Raw genomic sequence first — 20,318 nt, 5'->3', positions numbered from 1 at the left:
AAAAGCCACCCCTATAACAGGGTAGCTTCCATATTGTTTAAAAACCGTCTTTCAATACTGTCTTTCGAGTATCCACAAGTCGTTAAAGGGAACGCCGTACGTTTTTCTTAAATAGTCGGTATTTCCCAATGCGGCATAACGTTGGTGTATTTCGTGACGTTTAGCAACGGCCGAATCCTTGTCGTCGTAGCTAGCTACAATGACGCGGTACATTCCTTGTTCGTTTTGCGCCAAAATCACCGGGTATCCTTCATTTTCCATTCTTGATTTGAGGGATTCGGCGTTTAACTTCACGCTTAAGGAAGCAATTACCACGCTGTATCGTTTAAGACCTGCAGCATCGGTAGCGTATACGGGTTCCACTTTTTCTTTTCTCACCGAAACTTCTACCGGAGGTAGCGGCGCAGCTTCTTTCACCACGGTGGTAGGCTGTGAAGCGGTTTCTTGCAATTCTCTTTCTTTGGCAGCTTCATATACTTGTTTATAAGCGCTTTGTTTAGGCTTGCAAGAAGTGCCTAAGACCAATAGGCCAATGAATGCTAAAGCGAAATAAATTTTTTTCATCTGTGTTGAGTATTTATATGAGTTTGTATCTATTGCTTATTAATTATGCAAAGGTAATAAAGTTAGGCATATAAAGCATCATGCCTGTGTGAAAATAAATTAAATCAGGAAACAAATAAATAAAGTAGCCGATAGTGTACTCTTTTTTATCTTCTTATAGTTAAAAATTATAGTTTAAAAGGTGATTTCTTTACATACACTTTATAATCTTTGATCATTCCCGGCTTGCCCGATTCGGGGCGGGGAAGATACGAAAATCCGCCGATGGCTTTGTCTTCTCCCAGATCGATGACGATTTGATGGGGATGCGGCGGGGCGATCGTAGAGTAACCGGTATGCCAGAAGGTCGATTCCTGCAAGTCGAAGACGTTGGAAGCGATGTTATTGGCATCGTTGGTTTCTTCGCTGTCGGCATACACCACTTTCCAGTGTTGGCGTGAAACAGGTTTTCCGTCTTCGCCCGACAATTCCAGTTCGGCTATGGAGGCGTACGGATCGCCCCCGTGCGTGTTCAGCGATTCCAGACAAAAATAACGGATAACCTGTGTCTTTCCGAATTTGACGTGCTGCCATCCGTTGCCGGCGTCGAACGAGCCGGTGTGAGCGGGATTTTCGGCGCTCAGGTCGAGGTTTTCACCCGTTTTACGGTGCGCATAGGCCGATCCTTTCAGCGAAAGGACATTCAAGATGGGTTCACGCAATCCCTTTAAGCGGGTTTCTTCGGGGCCGCCCAAGTCGAGCACGATGACTTCGTTCCCGCCCTTTTTGAGCCAGCATCCCGGCACATACAAAGCCTGCTGCGGCCCGATATGCCAGTAACGGCCGATGGCTTTTCCGTTGACCCATATCATGCCTTTGCTCCACCGGCTCATATCGAGAAAGGTGTCGCCGGTTTCATCCAATTTAAAGGTACCGCGATAGTAAGCCGGATGGCCCTCGGGATTCGCCTCTTTACGGTAATCCTTGTTTTTCGAAAACGCGTAATCGACCGGGAAGCTGAACACCTCCCACCCTTTTAGCTCAGTGACGCCGTTTTCCGAAATAAGCTCGACTTTTTCGGTGATTCCTTTCCAGTCGTAAATTCCTTTACCGAAATTCATGCGCCCCATGGCTTCCACCAAAATATCGAGCACATCCCCGTCTTTTAAAGCGGGAAGCACCACGGAACTCTCTCCTTTTAACCGGCTGAGTGTGGCTATCTTTTCGCCGTTCAGGAAGACCTGCGTCCAATCGTGCGCCTCGGTGATCGCCAGCGTTTGCTTCAAGCCGGAAGCTTTTAATTTCGTACGGTACAAGATGCTGCCCCATCCCTGATCGAAAAATTCCATGGGCCGGATATCCTCGCTTGCCACCGGGTCGGGAAGATTGTCGAATAAACGGGCGGTTTCATTCAATTCAAATTCGGGGACGGCGATAGCGGGGATGGAATCGGGTATGGGAGGAAGTTGTTCGCCTTGCGGCAGATATTGCTCCAACAAGCGGCGCACCTCGAAGAACTTGGGCGTTACGCGGCCGTATTCGTTGATAGGCGCGTCGTAATCGTAAGAGGTGGTGGTGGGAGAGAAATTGGGAAAGTTGGCGCCTCCCCAATGGCCGAAGCTGGTTCCCCCATGCGTCATGTAGAGGCTAAAAGAGATGTTCTGATCGAGCATTTCCTTTAAGCCTGCAACCAAACTTTCGGCGCTTCGGGTTTCGTGGGGAGCGCCCCAGTGATCGAACCAACCCGACCAGAATTCGCTGCACATCAAGGGCGTTTCGGGGCGCAATTCCTTCAATCGTTTAAACTGGTCGTCGATGTTCGCTCCGGCCCCGAAGTTGATGGTCCATACCAAATCATCGAGCGCATTATTTTCGAAATTCGAGTTCCAATCGCATTGAAAAAGCGGCACTTCAGCCAGTCCGGCTTCCTTGACGATATCGCGAATATTGGCGATGTATTCCTTATTGGTTCCATATGCCCCGTACTCGTTTTCCACTTGGAACATGATGATATTCCCGCCTTTGGTTATCTGCAAATCTTTGAGTTGTTTGCCCACTTCGTTCATGAACAGGCGGGTACGTTCCAAAAAGTAAGGATCGTTATCGCGCAGCCGGATATCCTTTTTCTTGAGCAGCCACCAGGGCAGTCCGCCCATTTCCCATTCGGCGCACACATAGGGACCGGGGCGTACGATTACATACATGCCGTGCTTTTGAGCCAAGCGGCAAAAGGCCGCCACGTCGTTGTTGCCGGAGAAATCGAATTTACCCTCTTCCTGTTCGTGGATATTCCAAAAGATATATAGGCAGATCGTATTCATGCCCAACGCCTTGCACATTCGGATACGATGCTCCCAATATTCCCGCGGGATACGGGGATAATGGATCTCCGCCGCCTTTACCACAAAGGGCGCATCATTGAGCAGGAATGTTTTTTGTCCGACTTCGAACTTTCCTTTTTCGTTCCGGCAGCCGGCTAATAACAGCGCTAAGGCAACCGTCCATAAAATAATTTTCTTCATCCTTTATTATAATGTTGATATAGTTGTCGATTATCAGCTCCCCTACGTCGGATACTACGGCGTGGGAACGACAGGTATAATCGTGCCGTCGGCCCTGAAATTCATTTTGTCGATACACACTTCTCGGTGATATCCGGCGGCTTCGCCCATCCGGATGCCGTCGGGACGGTAAAAGCGGTGATAAACGATGTACCACTCGTCTTTTCCGGGGCGCTTTACGGTAGAATTGTGCCCGGTTCCGTAAATCCCTTCTTCCGGTTTTTTCGACAGGATCAAGTTATCCTCCGGAATAGTCAAGGGGCCGGCGGGAGACTTTGCCATGGCATACCGCACACGGTAATTTTCGCTGCGCGTATCGTCTTCGGACCACAGGAAATAATAGGTTCCGTTTCTGAAAAACACATGGATCGCTTCGCGGAAAGTATTGTCGGGCGTCATCACCTTAACCGTATTTTTCCTGATTGAGATCATGTCGTCGTTGAGTTCCGCCACGGCCATATAACCGTTGCCCCAATAAAGATAGTTTTTGCCGGTGACCGGATCGCAAAACACTTCGGGATCGATTTCTTGCCCGCCGCGTACTCCTTGCGGCCTGAAATCGATCAGCGGCTTTCCCGAATCGGTAAACGGTCCGGCGGGATCATCGGCCACTGCCACACCTATCTTTTGCGCTGCCGTAAAATAATAGTAATACTTGTATCCGTCCGGCGTTTTCTTTTCGATGATGCATGGCGCCCATGCGTTTCGGTCGGCCCATGAGACGTCCGTATTAAGATCGAGGATAATCCCTTCGTCTTTCCATTCGGTCAGGTCGTCCGAAGAAAAAGTTTTAAAGTAAGTCCCCGACCAGCCGGTGTAACCGTCGCTGGTGGGATAGATGTAGTATTTATCGGTTTTGTGGGAATAAAGCACATCGGGATCGGCGAAGAATCCCTTTAAGACGGGATTGGAAATAGCCGGGCCTGTTTTACCGGGCTTGCCCCATTTCTTTAGCAGTCCGTCCAGTTCGGGTTGGGTAATGGGGATGATCGATCCGTGGCGTGGATGGAAATCCATCGATATTTCATGGTCGATCACACGGAAGTTTTCCAAATCGTAACTTTCCGTAAACTGATACTTTCCTTTCCCATATACGTCGTACATCAGAATGTATTTATCGGAACCGATGCGTTTGAATACGCCGGAACCTTCCACGGCATCGGCGGTTTGTTGTTTATAATCGTCGTGCTCCGTCCATTGTCCGGAGGTGAGCGACCGGGTGGTGGCCAGCTTTATTCCGTTGCCGTGCCCTTCGGTTTTATAAAACATATAGAACAACCCGTCCTTGAGGATGATATCGCCGTCGATACACGACTTTCCATTTTGCGGAAGGAACAACGGCTCCGGCTCGCCTTCCAGGCCGGTAAATTGCTCATTGGTATAAGCGTAATAAATGATATCGGGGCCGTCGCCATGTTTCATCGACCAGTATACCATGTATTTGCCGGCTTCCGGATCGAAGATGGTTTGCGGCGCCCACACCCGTTTGAGGTCTTCCTGGCCGGAATATTTCTGTTGGATGTTGATGATGCTGGAAGTCCAATGAATCAGGTCGGACGACTTGAGCAGGACCATCGCACGGTTCGAGTCCCACCCCTTGGAGGCGGTCATGTCGGTAAGGACCATGTAAAACGTCCGGCCGTCTTGGCCTCTCAAAATATGCGGATCTCTTACTCCGCCGGTCGAGCTGATTTTCTTTGAATCAATCACGGGGCGGTTCTCATTCAATGCATAATAGTTGTATCCGTCGTAACTGACGGCATACCGTACCGCTTCCCTATCCACATTGTTTCCGGTAAAGTAGGCGAATAAATATCCTGCGTACGTATCTTCAAAAGCGCCCGTTTGCGAATTTTCCGATTCGGGTTGCTGCTCCCCGCACACGATTTTGTCTTGCGTCACCGCGTCCAATTGCGTTTTTACCTGTGCTTTTGCAAAGGTGACGCAGATAAGACCTATTATTAACCAGTTGAGTTTTCTTTTATTCATCTTTTTTATTTATCGTTAATCCGTTGTTTTCGTCTGTCTCTTTGTGTTCCCCTCCCTTTTCTTCTATCCCGCAATGCGGCTATCATATAATACTATCACTTCCCGCGTAATACATTAAAAGAAAGAGCCGGAACCGTGAGGGATCAAACGAATACTCAAATTCTATTTTACGTTGACTTCAACTTTGGTTCCTTTCAGCCAAGGAGTCGTAAATTCAATTATTGCATCTCCCTCTTTTTTCTCCGATTGAATATATACTACTATTCTTCCATGAAATACCCGATGTTTGTTGTCGGTATAGTCGCTCATATCCGAATTATTGCTTGCTTCCATTCCTAATAATTTAACCGGACCTTGTATCTTACAAGTTATTTCATCATCCGCAAGCATTACAGGGATTCCGTTCTCGTCTACTACCTGAAGCACTATCTTTCCCATGTTCTTTTCATTCGATAGTTCTTTAACAGCATCCTGAACGATAATGGCATAAGGACGACCTGACGAGTGAATTGCATATCGGCAAGCCTCTTTTCCATATTGATCGATTCCCACGGCTTCTAACTTTCCCTCCCGATAAGGTACCTCCCAATAAATAATGCCTGTATTATCATCCTTTTGTTTGACTTCCCCTATTATTTGCCCATTTAATTCAAGACGAGCTTTGGGCATGTTTGTATAACAAACAACACGAATGCCGTCCCCTTCATGATAATTCCAAATTGAATAAGCGTCCTGCGAAAGATATTTCTCTTTTTCCTCTTTATGAAAAGGATAGGTCCCGATATAAATCATAGGCTTATTTGACCATAATGATTGTCGAAAATAACCGCGAGGTTTCATAAAACCGGCAAAATCAAGTAATCCTGAATAAAATCCACGTGACGGCCATTGCCCCGATTCACCTAAATAATCAATGCCCGTCCATAAGAATTGGCCAAATATATAGTCCTTATCCCTTACCGCCTTCCATGCGGCCATATCATGACGATTCTCACTACCATAAATAATGCGATTCGGATATTTTCGGTGATCAGTTTCATATAGATTTTCAGTATAATTATAGCCGACAATATCCAATGCATTCGGATATTCAGTCTCATTAGACATCGCTACACCAGCCAATCCGGCAGTTGTCGGGCGAGAAGTGTCGTATTTCTTTACCACAGCAACCAAACGTTTCGAAATGTCCCCTAATCGCATCGCATCCGGAGCCTCTTTTTTATATCCTCCAAAAATAGCCTGCGTAAATCCGGTATCTCTTCCTCCGTCAAGCACCGGATGTGAATAAGGATCGTTGGGATAATCCACTTCATTGCCTATACTCCATGCAAATACAGAGACATGATTCCGATCACGGCGAACAATATCGGCTAAATCTCGCTCTCCCCATTCATCAAAAAAATCATAAGATCCCTGAAAGCCGGGTGTACCCACATTCCATCCCTTTATCCACTTTCTTTTAGGAAATTCCCATTCATCGTACATTTCGTTTAGCACCAACATGCCTAATTCATCACATAACCTATAAAGAGTCGGTGCTTGGGGATTGTGACTCGTGCGTATAGCGTTGCAACCTATCTCTTTTAAGGTAAGCAAACGTTCTTTCCACACTTGATCGGGAACAGCCGCGCCCAATACTCCCGCATCATGATGAATGCAAACCCCCTTTATTTTCATCCATTCACCATTTAAAGCGAAACCTTTATCCGGATCAAATTTAAAAGTTCGGAATCCTGTGATAACCTCTGTTTGATCAATAGCCTTTTTATCTTTCAAAACAGTTGTTTTAAGCGTATAAAGAATGGGATCGGTGATGTCCCAAAGCAGCGGTTTACTTACGAAAAGGTCCGCATTTATTTTACTTTTATCGCCTGAGTTTAGAGATATTGTTTTGGAATTATTTGCCACTCTTTTACCATCCGGAGCAAATAATTCATTCAATATAGTCACGTCGGTTGCGACTGATGTTCCATTCTCTATTTCAACTTCCACTTTAAGAATACCTTTATTTTTGTCCACTACCGGATGGGCATAAACTCCCCATTGCGTAATGTGTACCGGATGAGCGTATACGAGCCATACATTTCGATAAATCCCCGATCCGGTATACCATCTTGAATCGGCGTATCGGCTATGATCAACACGCACATTTACAAAATTATCTTCTCCGTATTTTATATATGGAGTAACATCATACATAAACGAGACATAACCGTTTGGGCGTTTACCAAGTGATTGTCCGTTTATAAATACTTCACTGCGGTTATAAACTCCTTCAAAATAAATATAGACTTTATTTCCCTGCTTGTCCTCCGGAATAGTCAACACTTTTCCATACCATCCTATACCGCCCGGAAGGTAACCCGTCGCACTCGCTAAGGTCGGGCTTAATTGTTCTTTGATGCTCCAATCATGTGGCAAATTTACTTTGTCCCAGGAGGATTCATTAAATTCAGACATCGGTTTATCCCCCGGATTGTCCTGTGTAAAAAACCAGTCTTCATTTATTTTTTCCGGCTTTCCAAAAGAAACTTGCCCCAATAAAGAGACCGTCGCAAAAAGACTTATCGAACAGATTATAAAAGTGATCTTATTCATGATGCTCGTTTATTTTATTAATATTGAAGTACAAATGTAGTAACTGACTGAGGATCTACCATACATATATCATCTTTGGGAATATCCTCTTGAAGATTTTTTCTTGATGAGGTAACGTACCGTTTTATTGAAAGATGTTTTTTGCTCATCCCTTTCAAATCAAGCGCGACTTCCAGACTGTTGGCCGTCATATTGGTAAATACAATTACCACCTTATCCTTTGACGGAGATAACCAGGCAGACCCAAAAAATGAATCGGAAGGATTTTTAATATTTAAATCTATGCGTTGATAGCCCGGACGTATAAAAAGACTATAATTCCCCAGTACCCATAAGTTTTTCATAGCCTCATGGGAACCACTCTGAGAGATATCGCCATAAGCGCCACCGGCAGGCGTTAATTTGATTAATAGGAAACGATTTTTGTGGTTCCAGCGGTCCATATCCAACGCCGTCCAATAAGACCAGGAACTAACATTGGCGGTTGTAAGATCGTGATGCATCACTTTAGCCATATGCAAAGCGATATCAAGGTATGTTGATGTTTCATTTCCCGGATAATCTTTATCATTGTAATGATCTCCCAGCATACTCCATTCGGTTTGATAGATCTTTAATCCGTGCGAAGCGGCAGCCGAAGCAAGCTCCTGACGTACTTGTGAAAGCGTATTCCAATTCCCGTCTGTCCAATAGCTATGGCCCCCGATAAGTGGTGGAACATGCGAAAGATCACCTATATAATTTTCGGACTGAGGGGAAAAGAATTCTTTTATTTGGTTACTACGACCTGCATTTCCTTTTGATTTATAGAGATATTCCCAGTCACCGGATTCGGTAATTAAAATTTTTGATTCCAGATTTTGTTGCGTAAGCGCTTTATCTAATTCAACTGCTAAATGCTTGATTTCCTTGTTTTGCCAACCTGTCCCTTCTTGGGAAGGTGCGTCCCAATTATATTGCGGTTCATTGACCGGACTTATATAAGAAAATGGAATATTTTTATTATTCTTAAAATAGCTTGCGACATTCGCCATATAAAGAGCGAAGTCGGTATAATGCTCGGGTTTGAGATTAGAATATGCCCCTCGGTCGGAATAGCCTTTACCGTTAAAGGTATAATAAACCGGAGGAGAGTTACTAAACATGACGAAAGAGTTACACCCATATTCATGCGCTTTTTCCAAAAAGAATTGTTGGCCTTGTTGTTTTTGCCAATTAAAAGTGCCGTCCTCGTTCAAAAAACATTCTGCCCGGCGGGATTGATCTTCAATTCCACTCGCATTGCCTTGTTCAGAAGTTCCGGCACCCAGGTTGAATCTCCACATAGAAAGACCGATTCCTTCCGGATCACCCTCTTTAATCTCTTTTGAAAAGAGCAAGCGAGCGATGGCTTCTCTTTGATCGAAACTCCAATCGCGGCCAACATAGTTAGCCGTCCAACAGTCAGAAGCTCCAAATCCATCCATCGTCTGAAACGTTTTTCCGATATCGATCGTAATCGACTTTTCAAAAATTGTTCCGGATTGGATGGGGAGAGTCGTCGGACTCTTACTGCACGAAAAAGATGCAACTATAAAAAGAATGAGAAAATAATATTTGAATTTCATCATAACAGTGTAGCTTAATAAAAACTGCCGCGGAATAATCTTTTAAACTACCCGCGGCAGAAATATAATTACCTTATGGATTTTTTAATTCCACCCTGGATTCTGGGTGATAGAACCATTTGACATCGTTATTTCATATAAAGGAATAGGAAATACCAAATCCCGCTCTTCCTTAAAGGTACTTCCTTTACTACTTGGTTCACCTTGATTTTCCCATTCATAAATATCAGCCGTATTTTCATTTGTGTTATATTGGACAAATGTTCCATTCGGCCCAAAAAGATTAGAAATTACTTTTTTTCCGTTATCATCTGTCCAACGGCGAATATCGTACAAGCGATTGTTCTCTAATGCCAACTCCAAGCGGCGTTCGGTACGAATTGCTTTCCTAAGTTCATTTCCACTCGCGGTAATATCGGCTAAATGAACACGAGTACGGACTTTGTTAAGATACGTTTTTGCGGTAGCATCCTCGCTCAATTCATTACAAGCTTCAGCATACATGAGTAAGACATCTGCATACCTTAACAATCTATGATTCAATGGGATTTTATCGAGATTATACACTTCCGGGCGTTTGCTGTAAGGGATAAAGAATTTCCGGTTAATGCGCGCAGATTTATGATCTTTCGGATCAACGATGTAGCAATTTTCATCCCAACCGTATTTCTCTATGTAGCTTTGATAGGAAGACATCTTTTTACTATTCTCAATAAATACGTCAAAGTCTTCTTCTCCTGCTATCTCTGTACAACCCGTTTTAATAATCGTCCATTTCAGACGTTCATCATCACCAGCGGCAATAAATGTATTCTCAAGATCACTTGTGGGTTGGCACCACGACCATCCGTCACCGGGGCCACTACGCGCTCCGGTTATAATCGCTAAAGATCCTCCCAAAGCATATACGCCATCGTACATATACTGTACTTCAAACAACGACTCCTCACTGTTATTATGATCTACCGACCATACATCGCCAAAGTTTTTCAGCAAGTCATATTCGTCTTCATCAATGAGCGTTTTAAGCACATCCCGAGCTTCTTTCCACTTTTCCTGATAAAGATAGGTTTTACCCAAATACCCTAAAGCTGCACCACGAGTAGCCCGCCCTATATCGGCAGCATCATACTCACTACGTTGAGGCAAAACTTCAGCAGCAGCTTTCAAGTCTTCTTCTATAAATTCATAGATCGTGCTTACATTACTACGAGTAATTCCCACAATCTTATCCGGCATTAAAAAACCGGTAATCAGGGGTATATCTCCAAAGTTCTTAACCAACTCGAAATAATAATAAGCCCGCAGGAATCTTGCCTCAGCAACGAGCCTGCTCTTTTTTGCTTGATTTAAGATCGGAGCCTCCGGGATTCTTTCAATAGCAATATTGCAACGAAGAATACCCTTATATCGATATTGCCAGAAGTTGGCAACAGCCTCATTCGATTGTCCGGTGCCTTGATAATGTGCCAGAGAAATATAATCTCCTTGATCCTGACTGGTATTACCCATCCACGAATCATCGCTGCACATATCCGATAACAACCATATTTTATTAATCTGCCACCAACCGCCGTAAGTTAAAGCGGAGTAACAACCGGTAAGAAACGATTCAGCTTCTTCTTCCGTCTGAAAATAGGTATCCAGATTTTCTTGTCCTCTTACCTCTTCTTCCAGGAAATCACTACATCCGATGAAGACAACAGAGGCAATTAATGCAATTATACTCAATATCTGTTTCATATTCATAGTCTCTAAGAAATTAAAATTTAAAATCTATACCTAATAAAAAGGTACGAGGATTCGGATAAGCAATCCCATCAATTCCGGTTTCAATCACACTTCCGTCGTTCCCAATTTGCGGGCGTTCGGGATCCATACCCGAATAACCGGTAATCGTGAACAAGTTTTGGGCTGAAAACGAAAGCCGAAGCTCTGTATTCCCACCGAATTTATAGGGTAAGGTATAACCGATTTGGAGGAGTTTACAACGCATGTAAGAACCATCCTCTACATAAAAGCTGGATACACGCGTATAATTTTGATTCATATCATTCACCGATAAACGGGGAATATCATTACTGGTACCTTCTCCTGTCCACACTTTTGACAGCGTTCCCGCATAAACATTCGAACCTCCCGTACCCCCATAGAGTCCTTTGCTCTTATTAAAAATATCATTGCCGAAGGTACCATAAAAATTGGCCCTAAAATCGATATTCTTATAATTAAGCCCTACATTAAACCCAAGCATCAGATCCGGATAGGGATTTCCAATCCATGTCTTATCTTTTTCATTCAATACCCCATCGTGATTAAGGTCTTTGAATCGAATATCTCCCGGCTTGGCATGTTCTTGGATAATTGTACCGTGTTCATCGGTGTGAGCATTTACTTCCCTTTGGTTTTGAAACAATCCGTCTGCTATATACCCGTAAAAGCGAGATATTTCACCTCCATCTTCGTTTCTGATAATTTTATCTTGATTGAATTCTCCGGTAAGTACCGCCCCATCACCTGAAAACTTGATTGCTTTATTTTTTACAGCAGAAAGATTGACGCCCACATTATAAGAGATATCTGACACTTTATCATTCCAGTTGAGCCCCAATTCCCAACCGCTCGCTTTCATACTCCCAATATTCATCCATATTTGGCTATTCCAATCCGGATAACCTACCGCATAGATATTTTGCTTTTTATAGAGCATATCCATCGACTTTTTCTGATAGATATCGAACGTAACATCCATATGTGCATTTAAGAGCGACATATCGACCCCGATATTCCAATCTTCTACTGTTTCCCATTTTAACATCGTATTACCGACACTGGAAATAGAGGTACCGGTAACACGAGCAGGAGTTAATCCGAACACATAATCAGACTGGGAAAGTAAAGTAAGGGGTGCCGAATTTTCAATATTCTGATTTCCTACTCGTCCCCAACCTCCGCGGATTTTCAAGTTACTGAAAAACTCCTGATCTTCCATAAAACTTTCACTTGTAAGGCGCCATGCCGCTGATAAAGAAGGGAATATTCCATATTTATTTCCTTTCGGAAATTTAGAAGAACCATCGGCCCTTAACGATGCTGTCAGGTAATAGCGGTTGTCATAATTATACATGATTCGGCTCAAATAGGATACGAGGGTATTATAAGAGGTTTTACCTTCTCCTTTCTGATTTTGAGTCCCTGCATTCACTTCTCGCAGAATTTCGGAATTATTAGGAATCTTTTCGCGAGATGCCTTGATTTGATATTCAGCAAAACGCTCCGCAGTAAAACCGAGCATCGCATTTAGATTATGCTTATCGGCAAAAGTGATCCTATAATTAGCTGTATTGGTCCAATTCCAATCCAGCCATTCTTTCATTTCACGGGAAATTTCGTTCAGCGCTTTTTGTTCAAGAGCATCAATAAAGAACTGAGGTGCAAAAGAATCCGAGCGACGAATATGAGCATTGGCTCCGAATTGTGTCCGTAAAGTTAAATTTTCGATCGGAGTCAATTGCAGATACGGATTAAGAATAACTCCGTATTCTCGGGAATGGGCATTCTGGCGGGCAAGCGATCCTGCCGGATTATGCGTTTGATTATTACGTGAACGCTCATAGTTGCTGTATCCATTATCCACCCACTCCTCTTCCGGTTTAAAAACCGGTGTTGTCGGATCCATGCCCATAGCGGATGAAAACAAATTAGGCGTATCATCCCACGATTCTACCCGCGGCGCGATATCAAATCCCATTTTCACATACCTATTAAAAGTATATTCCGTATTCAAACGGACATTAATTTTATCCCAATAGCCTACATCATATTGCGAATTGTTGCGGAAATAACCAAGGCTCAAGTTATAGATAAGTTTATCGGACCCGCCCGAAACATTAAAAGCATAATTTTGTATGAGAGCGGTTTTATTAACAACTTGGTTCCACCAATCGATACTTTCAGCGTCGGTAATATTATCATTCCCTTTCCACATCGGAGTACGGTCGTCATTAATATAACGAGCCTTGAAGACTTGTTCATATTCGGATGCTTTTGCCATATTCGGATTAGAAAGTGTTTGAAATCCGAGAGAAGAACTAAAATTAAATCGGGCTTCTCCTGAAACCCCTTTTTTAGTCGTGATAAGAATAACTCCATTAGATCCGCGCGTACCATAGATGGCAGCAGCTGAAGCATCTTTCAATACTTCCATCGATTCGATATCGCTACTATTCAAAAAATTAATATTTGTTCCCACGGGCATTCCATCAACCACATAAAGCGGGTCACTGTTATTGACGGTAGTAACCCCGCGAATCAAAACCTTAGGTTGTGTACCCGGACCACCGCCACTGGTAACTTGTACGCCATTTACTTTTCCTTGAAGCGCATCCATGGCATTTCCAACCGTTACTTCCGTAATCTGTTCTCCTTTTACCGTGGAAATAGAACTGGTTAAATCACTTCTTTTTACAGCACCATACCCAATTACCACCAACTCGTCAAGGAGCTCGTTTGCTTCTTTCAGAATTACGTTTATAGTCGTTCGATTGCTTACCGGTATTTCCTGTGATTTAAACCCGATGGACGAAAATACGAGTATCGCATCTGCGGAAACATTACTCAACGCATAATTACCATTCAAATCAGTGATCGTACCATTTCCCGAACCTTTCACTATGATGGTGGCTCCGATCACAGGTTCATTATCTGTCGCTGAAGTTACGACTCCCTTTACAGTGATTTGCGCCTGCGTATATAAACTGATCAGTGCAAAACACAATAATAATATCTGTTTTTTCATATTCCTCAATGTTTTTATTTAGTTACCCGAACCAGTTTTGCCCTTTCAAGATGAGCATCAAATATGAGTTTATAATTACCGGTTACGTTAACTGTTGGTTTTGCCCAATTATCTCCTACATGATCAGGCTTCGTCCATGCAGGATTCGTGTACTTCGCTTCCTTACCATAATAACCGAAAATTTCCGGATCAGTTGAATTATCAACACGCCACGTACAATAGTTCCACCAATTGTCAGAATGCCAGTTATGAATTACGAAATTCATTTGCGTACCGGCTTCAAGAGGCAATGGCTCTTCGAGATAGAAGAGATGAGAGTTGGTATTGTCTTGAGTGAAGCGTTGCACTTGGCTGGGTTTACTTGTCATATAACCGAAATAGAACTCTTGCAACCAGGAACCGCCATCCCCCCATGTGTCAAGGTTTGTAGATCCGTATTTATGAGGTATTGGGTCAATGGCTTCAGCAATCGAATATGTCTTAATATTATAAGTACTCTTCCTTGTATCGAAAGTAATTTCATAATAAATGTTGGCTTGCTCCAACACGATGGGTTTCGCAGATTCAGGATCATCCGTTAATTTGCTATTGTCTTCCGGATCAAGCCCAAAGCATATTGGAGAGAAGTCACTCTTTTGAGGAAGGAAGAAAATCTCCGTACCGGCTTTTTGGCAATAGTAATTTGCCTTATATTGATAAGCTCTCGTACGTTCGATACGCATGGGCACCCCAAATACGTCGTTGTTGAGCTCCTCCGTTGTAGCGACATCGGCCAAGTACATCTTTTCGAAGTCAGGCATTTCAGAGACGGAGATCACACTTTTTACGATCGATTGTTTTCCACTTTTATCTGTGGCAGTAACCGTCACATTATACTCCTGCGCTTTATTCGGCAATATGATTTTTTGCATAAATTCAAATTTGTTTTCGCCTTTAGCATCTAATCTCAGTGGCTCAAATCCTTCTATACCGGGAATTTCTATCGTCAAATAATCTAAAGCACGATCATCCGAAATAGAGAAGCGCAAATTAAATTTCGTTTCGGATTTGATAAGCACTGTAACATTTTTATCAGGTGAAAGCGTGAAAATGGGATTTTCAAAATCACCATCCATCGTTACATGCATATCTTGTGATACAGAACGATTCCCCACATCAAACACTGTAACCTTAATAGTGAAGGATTCTCTAATTTCATCTCTTTTCATGTTGAATTTGTAATTCAACTCATATGTTTCAAGAGGTTTTTCATAGATTTCAATCACATCAATGGTTTTGTCAAGATTTAACTCCGGACATTCAAGCTTGATAGCCGAAATTCCATCCTTATCACTTATAACTCCTTCAATCGTAATCGATCGTCCGGCTGCAGTCTGAATATCATCCGACGTTAAAGTCAGGACAGGACTCAATCCGTCAACATCAGGATATCCATGGTCATCTTTACATCCTGTAATCCATGCGGATAAGGATAATACAAATAAAGATCCTAGTAATACAAACAAAACCTTCCTCTTTTTAAATGAAGTTTTCTTTTTCATTCTTTCATGCTTTTTTTAGACTAATAAATACTACATTTTAAATCAATAAATCAATACGAAAAATCCTTTTAGGTATCAGCGCTTACATGGCCATAAGCAAGTGTGACATCCAAATATGGGCATTCGAAATATTATCATGAAACAAAGGTAGTATGTATTTTTGCCAATAACCGTCATAAATCGTGCAAGAATGAACAACAAATCATTCAATGATAGATTTGTTATTTATTTATTAACGATTTAACATTATATTTGATGAGCAAAATTATTTTTTCAATGGACATGAGATTCTTTTTTGTTTTTTTTGCTATCGTTTTTTTTACCAGATCCTATTCACAACCTTCTTCTATCAAAGAATTAGGAGTTGAACAGGGTTTGTCGAATAACTATGTCGTAAGTATCACTCAGGATAAAGACGGCTTCCTTTGGTTTGCTACGGAAGAAGGGTTGAACAAATTCGACGGTACTCGATTTATTCATTATTATAAACACAATCACGGCATAAGCGGCAATGAACTCAATTGCATTTATGCAGACCCGCAAGCACCCGTTATATGGATAGCTACCCAGCGCGCGGGATTAAACGCTTATAATTATCAAGATGAATCCCTTGAGGTTTTCAAACATACGCCTCAACAAGCAAACAGCCTTATTACAAATGATGTGACCGCCATCGCTCCTGCGGCTGACGGAAACCTGTGGATCAGCACTTATCACCGGGGAGTGGAGTATTTTAATAAAGAGACAAAAGAATTCAGGCATTATAATAAGGATACATTCCCGGAACTTTCTTCGGATAATGTGTGGACAATTATGGACGATGGAAATGAAAACCTGTATATCGGCCACGTTGCCCATGGAATGAGCATTGTTTCATTGAAAGATAAGCAGATCCGGAATTATACCCACAACCCTGATGATCCGGAAAGTATCCCGGGTGACGAGGTACACTGCCTCTATAAAGACAACAATGATAACATCTGGGTCGGCACCGACAATGGGCTAGCGCTGTTTCATCCTGAAACAGGAGATTTCATCCGCCCTGATAAATCTCCGGAAACTCCTTTTGCTTCCGCTATTTTCGATATCCGTCAAACCGACGACAATAAACTATGGGTGTCGACAGAATTAAACGGAATTTTCGTTATTGATTTAAAACAATATTTTTTCATGTCGCCGGGGACATTGAGCATGGAGCATTATACGGTTGGCTATAATAGATATAGCCTCTCAAACCCTACGGTACGCTGTGTATTTCAGGATTCTTTTGAAAATATCTGGCTCGGCACCTACGGTGGCGGCATCAATTTTATAAGGCATACACCGCCTCTATTCCATGTTTTTAGTTATTCTCCCATACCGGAGGACCCTTACAGCATGAATAACAGAACGACACTCAGTTTATGCTTCGACGCGGAAAAAAGATTATGGATCGGGACTGACGGAGGGGGGATCAATGTATTCGATAACGGCAAACGCATAAAAGTTTATTCAAAAGAATCGAACGATTTATCGCAAAATACCGTGCAAGCTTTATTAAAAGATTCTCAGGACAATATTTGGATCGGAACATTTGTCAAAGGAATCAATCATTACAACCATAAGACGAAGAAAATCACTCCCGTTTTGCTGGATGGAAAAAACGACTCGGACATCCGTTGTTTTTATGAAGACAGCCATGCAAATATATGGGTGGGAACGAATACGGGTATCTATGTCTTCGACCCCGTAAGCCGTCATCAGATCAGGCACTACAATAAACAAAACGCCCGGTTGCCGGAAAATTTGGTTCGAAGCCTCGTAGAAGACCGCCAAGGACGTATATGGGTAGGCACTTTCGGCGGAGGATTAGCGGTTTATACTCCCGAAATGGAACTTATTCGCTCCTATAATGAACATACCGGTTTCTGTTCCAATACAATCAATTATCTCTTCCCCGATTCGCACGGACGTGTTTGGGTGGCTACCGGAGAGGGATTGGTCTGTTTTACCGAACCGGATTCCACCGGGTACCGCGCATATGGTCGCGAAGAGGGACTGTCAAATGTTTATATCCGCGCCATAACGGAGGACAGGGACGGCAATATATGGTTCAGTACCAACGCCGGCATATCGTGCTACGAGGAAGAATCGTCACAGTTTCAAAGTTATAATCATTTCGGGCGAATTCCTTTAAGAAGTTTTTCGAGCGCCGTTGTGAAAGATAACAATAAAGATGTCATTTACTTCGGATCCATCAACGGGACCTACTTTTTCGAACCGTTCACGGTACTGCGCCGACAGGAAGTGCCTCCGGTCATCATTACCGAGATGAAAATTTACGAAGCTTCGACGGCTGAAAACGAAAGGAAATCGATCAATTATTTTAATGATCAAAATAAAGACATAGAACTTACCCATAAGCAAAATACATTCAGCATATTCTTTAATGTCCAGGACTACTCGTTGGCCGATCAAGTGGATTATGCTTACCGGCTGAAAGGGATAGATGACGGATGGCATACCGTTGAAGACAACAACGTCACGTTCCGCAACATTCCTCCCGGCCGGTACCGATTCGAAGTGAGCGCACGGATGAAAAACCAGACACCGTCGAATGACATCTATACCCTGTCCATTCATATACAACCTCCCATATGGCTCTCATGGTGGGCTAAAGCGTTTTATTTTATTATAGCCGCGTCCATTGTATTTGCTATTTTATATGCCTATAAGAAAAGGATAGACATACAGAGCTCGTACGAATTGGAAAAGAAAAATCATGAACACGAACAGGAACTCAATAGCGAACGCTTGCGCTTTTATACGAATATCACCCACGAACTCCGTACTCCGTTGACATTGATTTTAGGCCCCTTGGAAGATTTGCAAAAGGATCCGGGCCTTTTACCGAAGCAACATCAAAAGATTTCCGTAGTAAGGCAAAACGCCTTGCGCCTTCTTAATCTGATCAACCAATTGCTGGAGTTTCGAAAAACAGAAACTCAAAACAAAAAACTCTGTGTGAGCAAAGGAAACATTTCCGAACTGGTAACCGAAATAGGGCTGAAATATCAAGAACTCAACCCGAAACCATCCGTGGATATTTCCATTGATCTGGAAAATGAAAATATGCCTTTGTATTTTGACAAGGAAGTGGTAAATACCATCTTGGACAACCTGATATCCAATGCAATCAAATATACCGATAAGGGCCGGATAATACTCTCTTTATATACTACTCAAAAGGAGGATGTACCCTATACGGAAATAAAGGTCACCGATACCGGTTACGGTATTCCTAAAGAAGAGCAAGAACATATCTTTGAACGTTATTATCAAATAAAAAACGGGAAACAGGCTTCCGGTACCGGAATAGGGTTGGCTTTAGTAAAGAATTTAGCTCTATTGCACGAGGGGGAAATACGGGTAGAAAGCGAACTCGACAAGGGAAGCAGTTTTTACTTTTCGTTGCTTACACACAATTATTATCCCTCGGCTTTACATAGTGAGGGAAACGATACAAAGGAAATCGAGCAGCAGGAAACGCTTCCCGATATAACGGCTAACGGAAGGCCTATCTTATTGGTGGTAGAAGATAATACGGATATACGCGATTATATTTCGGATTCTTTTTCCGATGGCTTCGACGTAATTACCGCCGCCGAAGGGGACGAGGGGTGCAAGGCCGCTTTTGCCCATATTCCCGATATTATAGTGAGCGACATTATGATGCCCGGCATGGACGGCATAACTTTTTGCAAGATAGTGAAAGAAGATATACGCACAAGCCATATACCGGTAATTCTGCTTACGGCTAAAACCTCTATTGATGATAAGGAAGAAGGTTATCTGTCGGGGGCCGATTCCTATCTTACCAAACCATTTAGTGCGACCTTGTTGCGCAGCCGCATCAATAATTTGCTGGATATCCGGAAGAAGTTGGCGGATCAAATTAAATTCAATTTAAAATTAAACAGTAAAAGCGATATGCTTAAAGATTCGATTAATCAAATCGACAACGAGTTTATCCGGAGCCTTACTCAATTAATTGAAAACAACCTCGAAGATGAAAAAATCGATATCGGTTATCTTTCCGATAAATTATTCATGAGCAGTTCTACCCTTTACCGAAAAATAAAAGGTCTTACCGGCATCTCGACGAACGAATTTATCCGTAAAATAAGGATGAAGCATGCCGAAGAACTCCTTTTAACGGGCAGGTACACCATTTCGGAGATCGCTTTCCGCGTAGGCATCAGCAGTCCGGTGTATTTCAGGCAATGTTTTAAAGAAGAGTTCGGGATGCCGCCGTCGGAATATTTAAGGAGAATCAAAACGGAGTAGCGGAAACTTGATACGCCTTGATCCAAGCCCTCTTCACAACCTAAAAGGCGACCCTATTGACCGTCAGATCGTGAAAAGAGGATGTCAGATTAACAAAATAGCCCGTCAGATTGACAAAATAGCCTGTCAGATAAAGAATATATTAAGCGAGATAAACATTATGGCCTGTCGGCTTGAGTTCGTATCGTGCGAGATTGACATCTTGTCATGTCAGACTCACTTTTTACGCTGCAAGAACGACTTTATCCGCTGCGCGAATGACTTCATGTGCCGGTACGAGCAACTTTTTACGCTGTGAGAGCGAATTTGTGCGCTGTGAGAGCGAATTTGCACGCTGTAGGAGTGACTTTGTCCG

The 20,318-nt window shown here is 42.9% G+C and carries 9 protein-coding genes; 1 reads left to right on the top strand and 8 read right to left on the bottom strand.

Annotated elements, in window-relative coordinates:
- Window positions 1-51 precede the first annotated feature (51 nt).
- The 8 genes from ABNK31_RS08645 to ABNK31_RS08610 form a co-directional block, all read right to left on the bottom strand.
- A complete protein-coding gene (locus ABNK31_RS08645; protein WP_418895251.1) occupies window positions 52-564 on the bottom strand; it encodes an SPOR domain-containing protein in 513 nt (170 codons plus the stop codon).
- 167 nt (window positions 565-731) lie between these two features.
- Window positions 732-3,065, bottom strand: a complete 2,334-nt coding sequence (locus ABNK31_RS08640; protein WP_418895250.1) for a beta-galactosidase — start codon at window positions 3,063-3,065, stop codon at window positions 732-734.
- Window positions 3,066-3,119: 54 nt separating this feature from the next.
- On the bottom strand, window positions 3,120-5,093 hold the full coding sequence (locus ABNK31_RS08635) for a family 43 glycosylhydrolase (RefSeq protein ID WP_418895249.1): 1,974 nt from the start codon (window positions 5,091-5,093) through the stop codon (window positions 3,120-3,122).
- Between the two features lie 162 nt (window positions 5,094-5,255).
- Entirely contained in the window at window positions 5,256-7,691 is a 2,436-nt protein-coding gene (locus tag ABNK31_RS08630; protein WP_418895248.1) for a sugar-binding domain-containing protein, read from the bottom strand.
- A gap of 17 nt (window positions 7,692-7,708) precedes the next feature.
- Window positions 7,709-9,298 carry a glycoside hydrolase gene (locus ABNK31_RS08625; protein WP_418895386.1) on the bottom strand — a complete coding sequence of 530 codons (1,590 nt, stop codon included), beginning with the start codon at window positions 9,296-9,298 and terminating at the stop codon, window positions 7,709-7,711.
- Between the two features lie 84 nt (window positions 9,299-9,382).
- Complete coding sequence (locus ABNK31_RS08620; RefSeq protein WP_418895247.1) at window positions 9,383-11,041, bottom strand: RagB/SusD family nutrient uptake outer membrane protein; 1,659 nt, start codon at window positions 11,039-11,041, stop codon at window positions 9,383-9,385.
- 19 nt (window positions 11,042-11,060) lie between these two features.
- Window positions 11,061-14,096, bottom strand: coding sequence for a SusC/RagA family TonB-linked outer membrane protein (locus ABNK31_RS08615; RefSeq protein ID WP_418895246.1), 3,036 nt, complete (start codon window positions 14,094-14,096; stop codon window positions 11,061-11,063).
- A gap of 14 nt (window positions 14,097-14,110) precedes the next feature.
- Window positions 14,111-15,637, bottom strand: a complete 1,527-nt coding sequence (locus ABNK31_RS08610; RefSeq protein WP_418895245.1) for a hypothetical protein — start codon at window positions 15,635-15,637, stop codon at window positions 14,111-14,113.
- A gap of 255 nt (window positions 15,638-15,892) precedes the next feature.
- Between ABNK31_RS08610 and ABNK31_RS08605 the strand changes: the two genes are divergently transcribed.
- Window positions 15,893-19,963, top strand: a complete 4,071-nt coding sequence (locus ABNK31_RS08605) for a two-component regulator propeller domain-containing protein (protein WP_418895244.1) — start codon at window positions 15,893-15,895, stop codon at window positions 19,961-19,963.
- Window positions 19,964-20,318 lie beyond the last annotated feature (355 nt).

This window comes from Limibacterium fermenti (genome assembly GCF_041902845.1).
Classification (GTDB): Bacteria; Bacteroidota; Bacteroidia; order Bacteroidales; family Dysgonomonadaceae; genus Limibacterium; species Limibacterium fermenti.
This window is presented reverse-complemented; position numbering and strand designations above follow the sequence as displayed.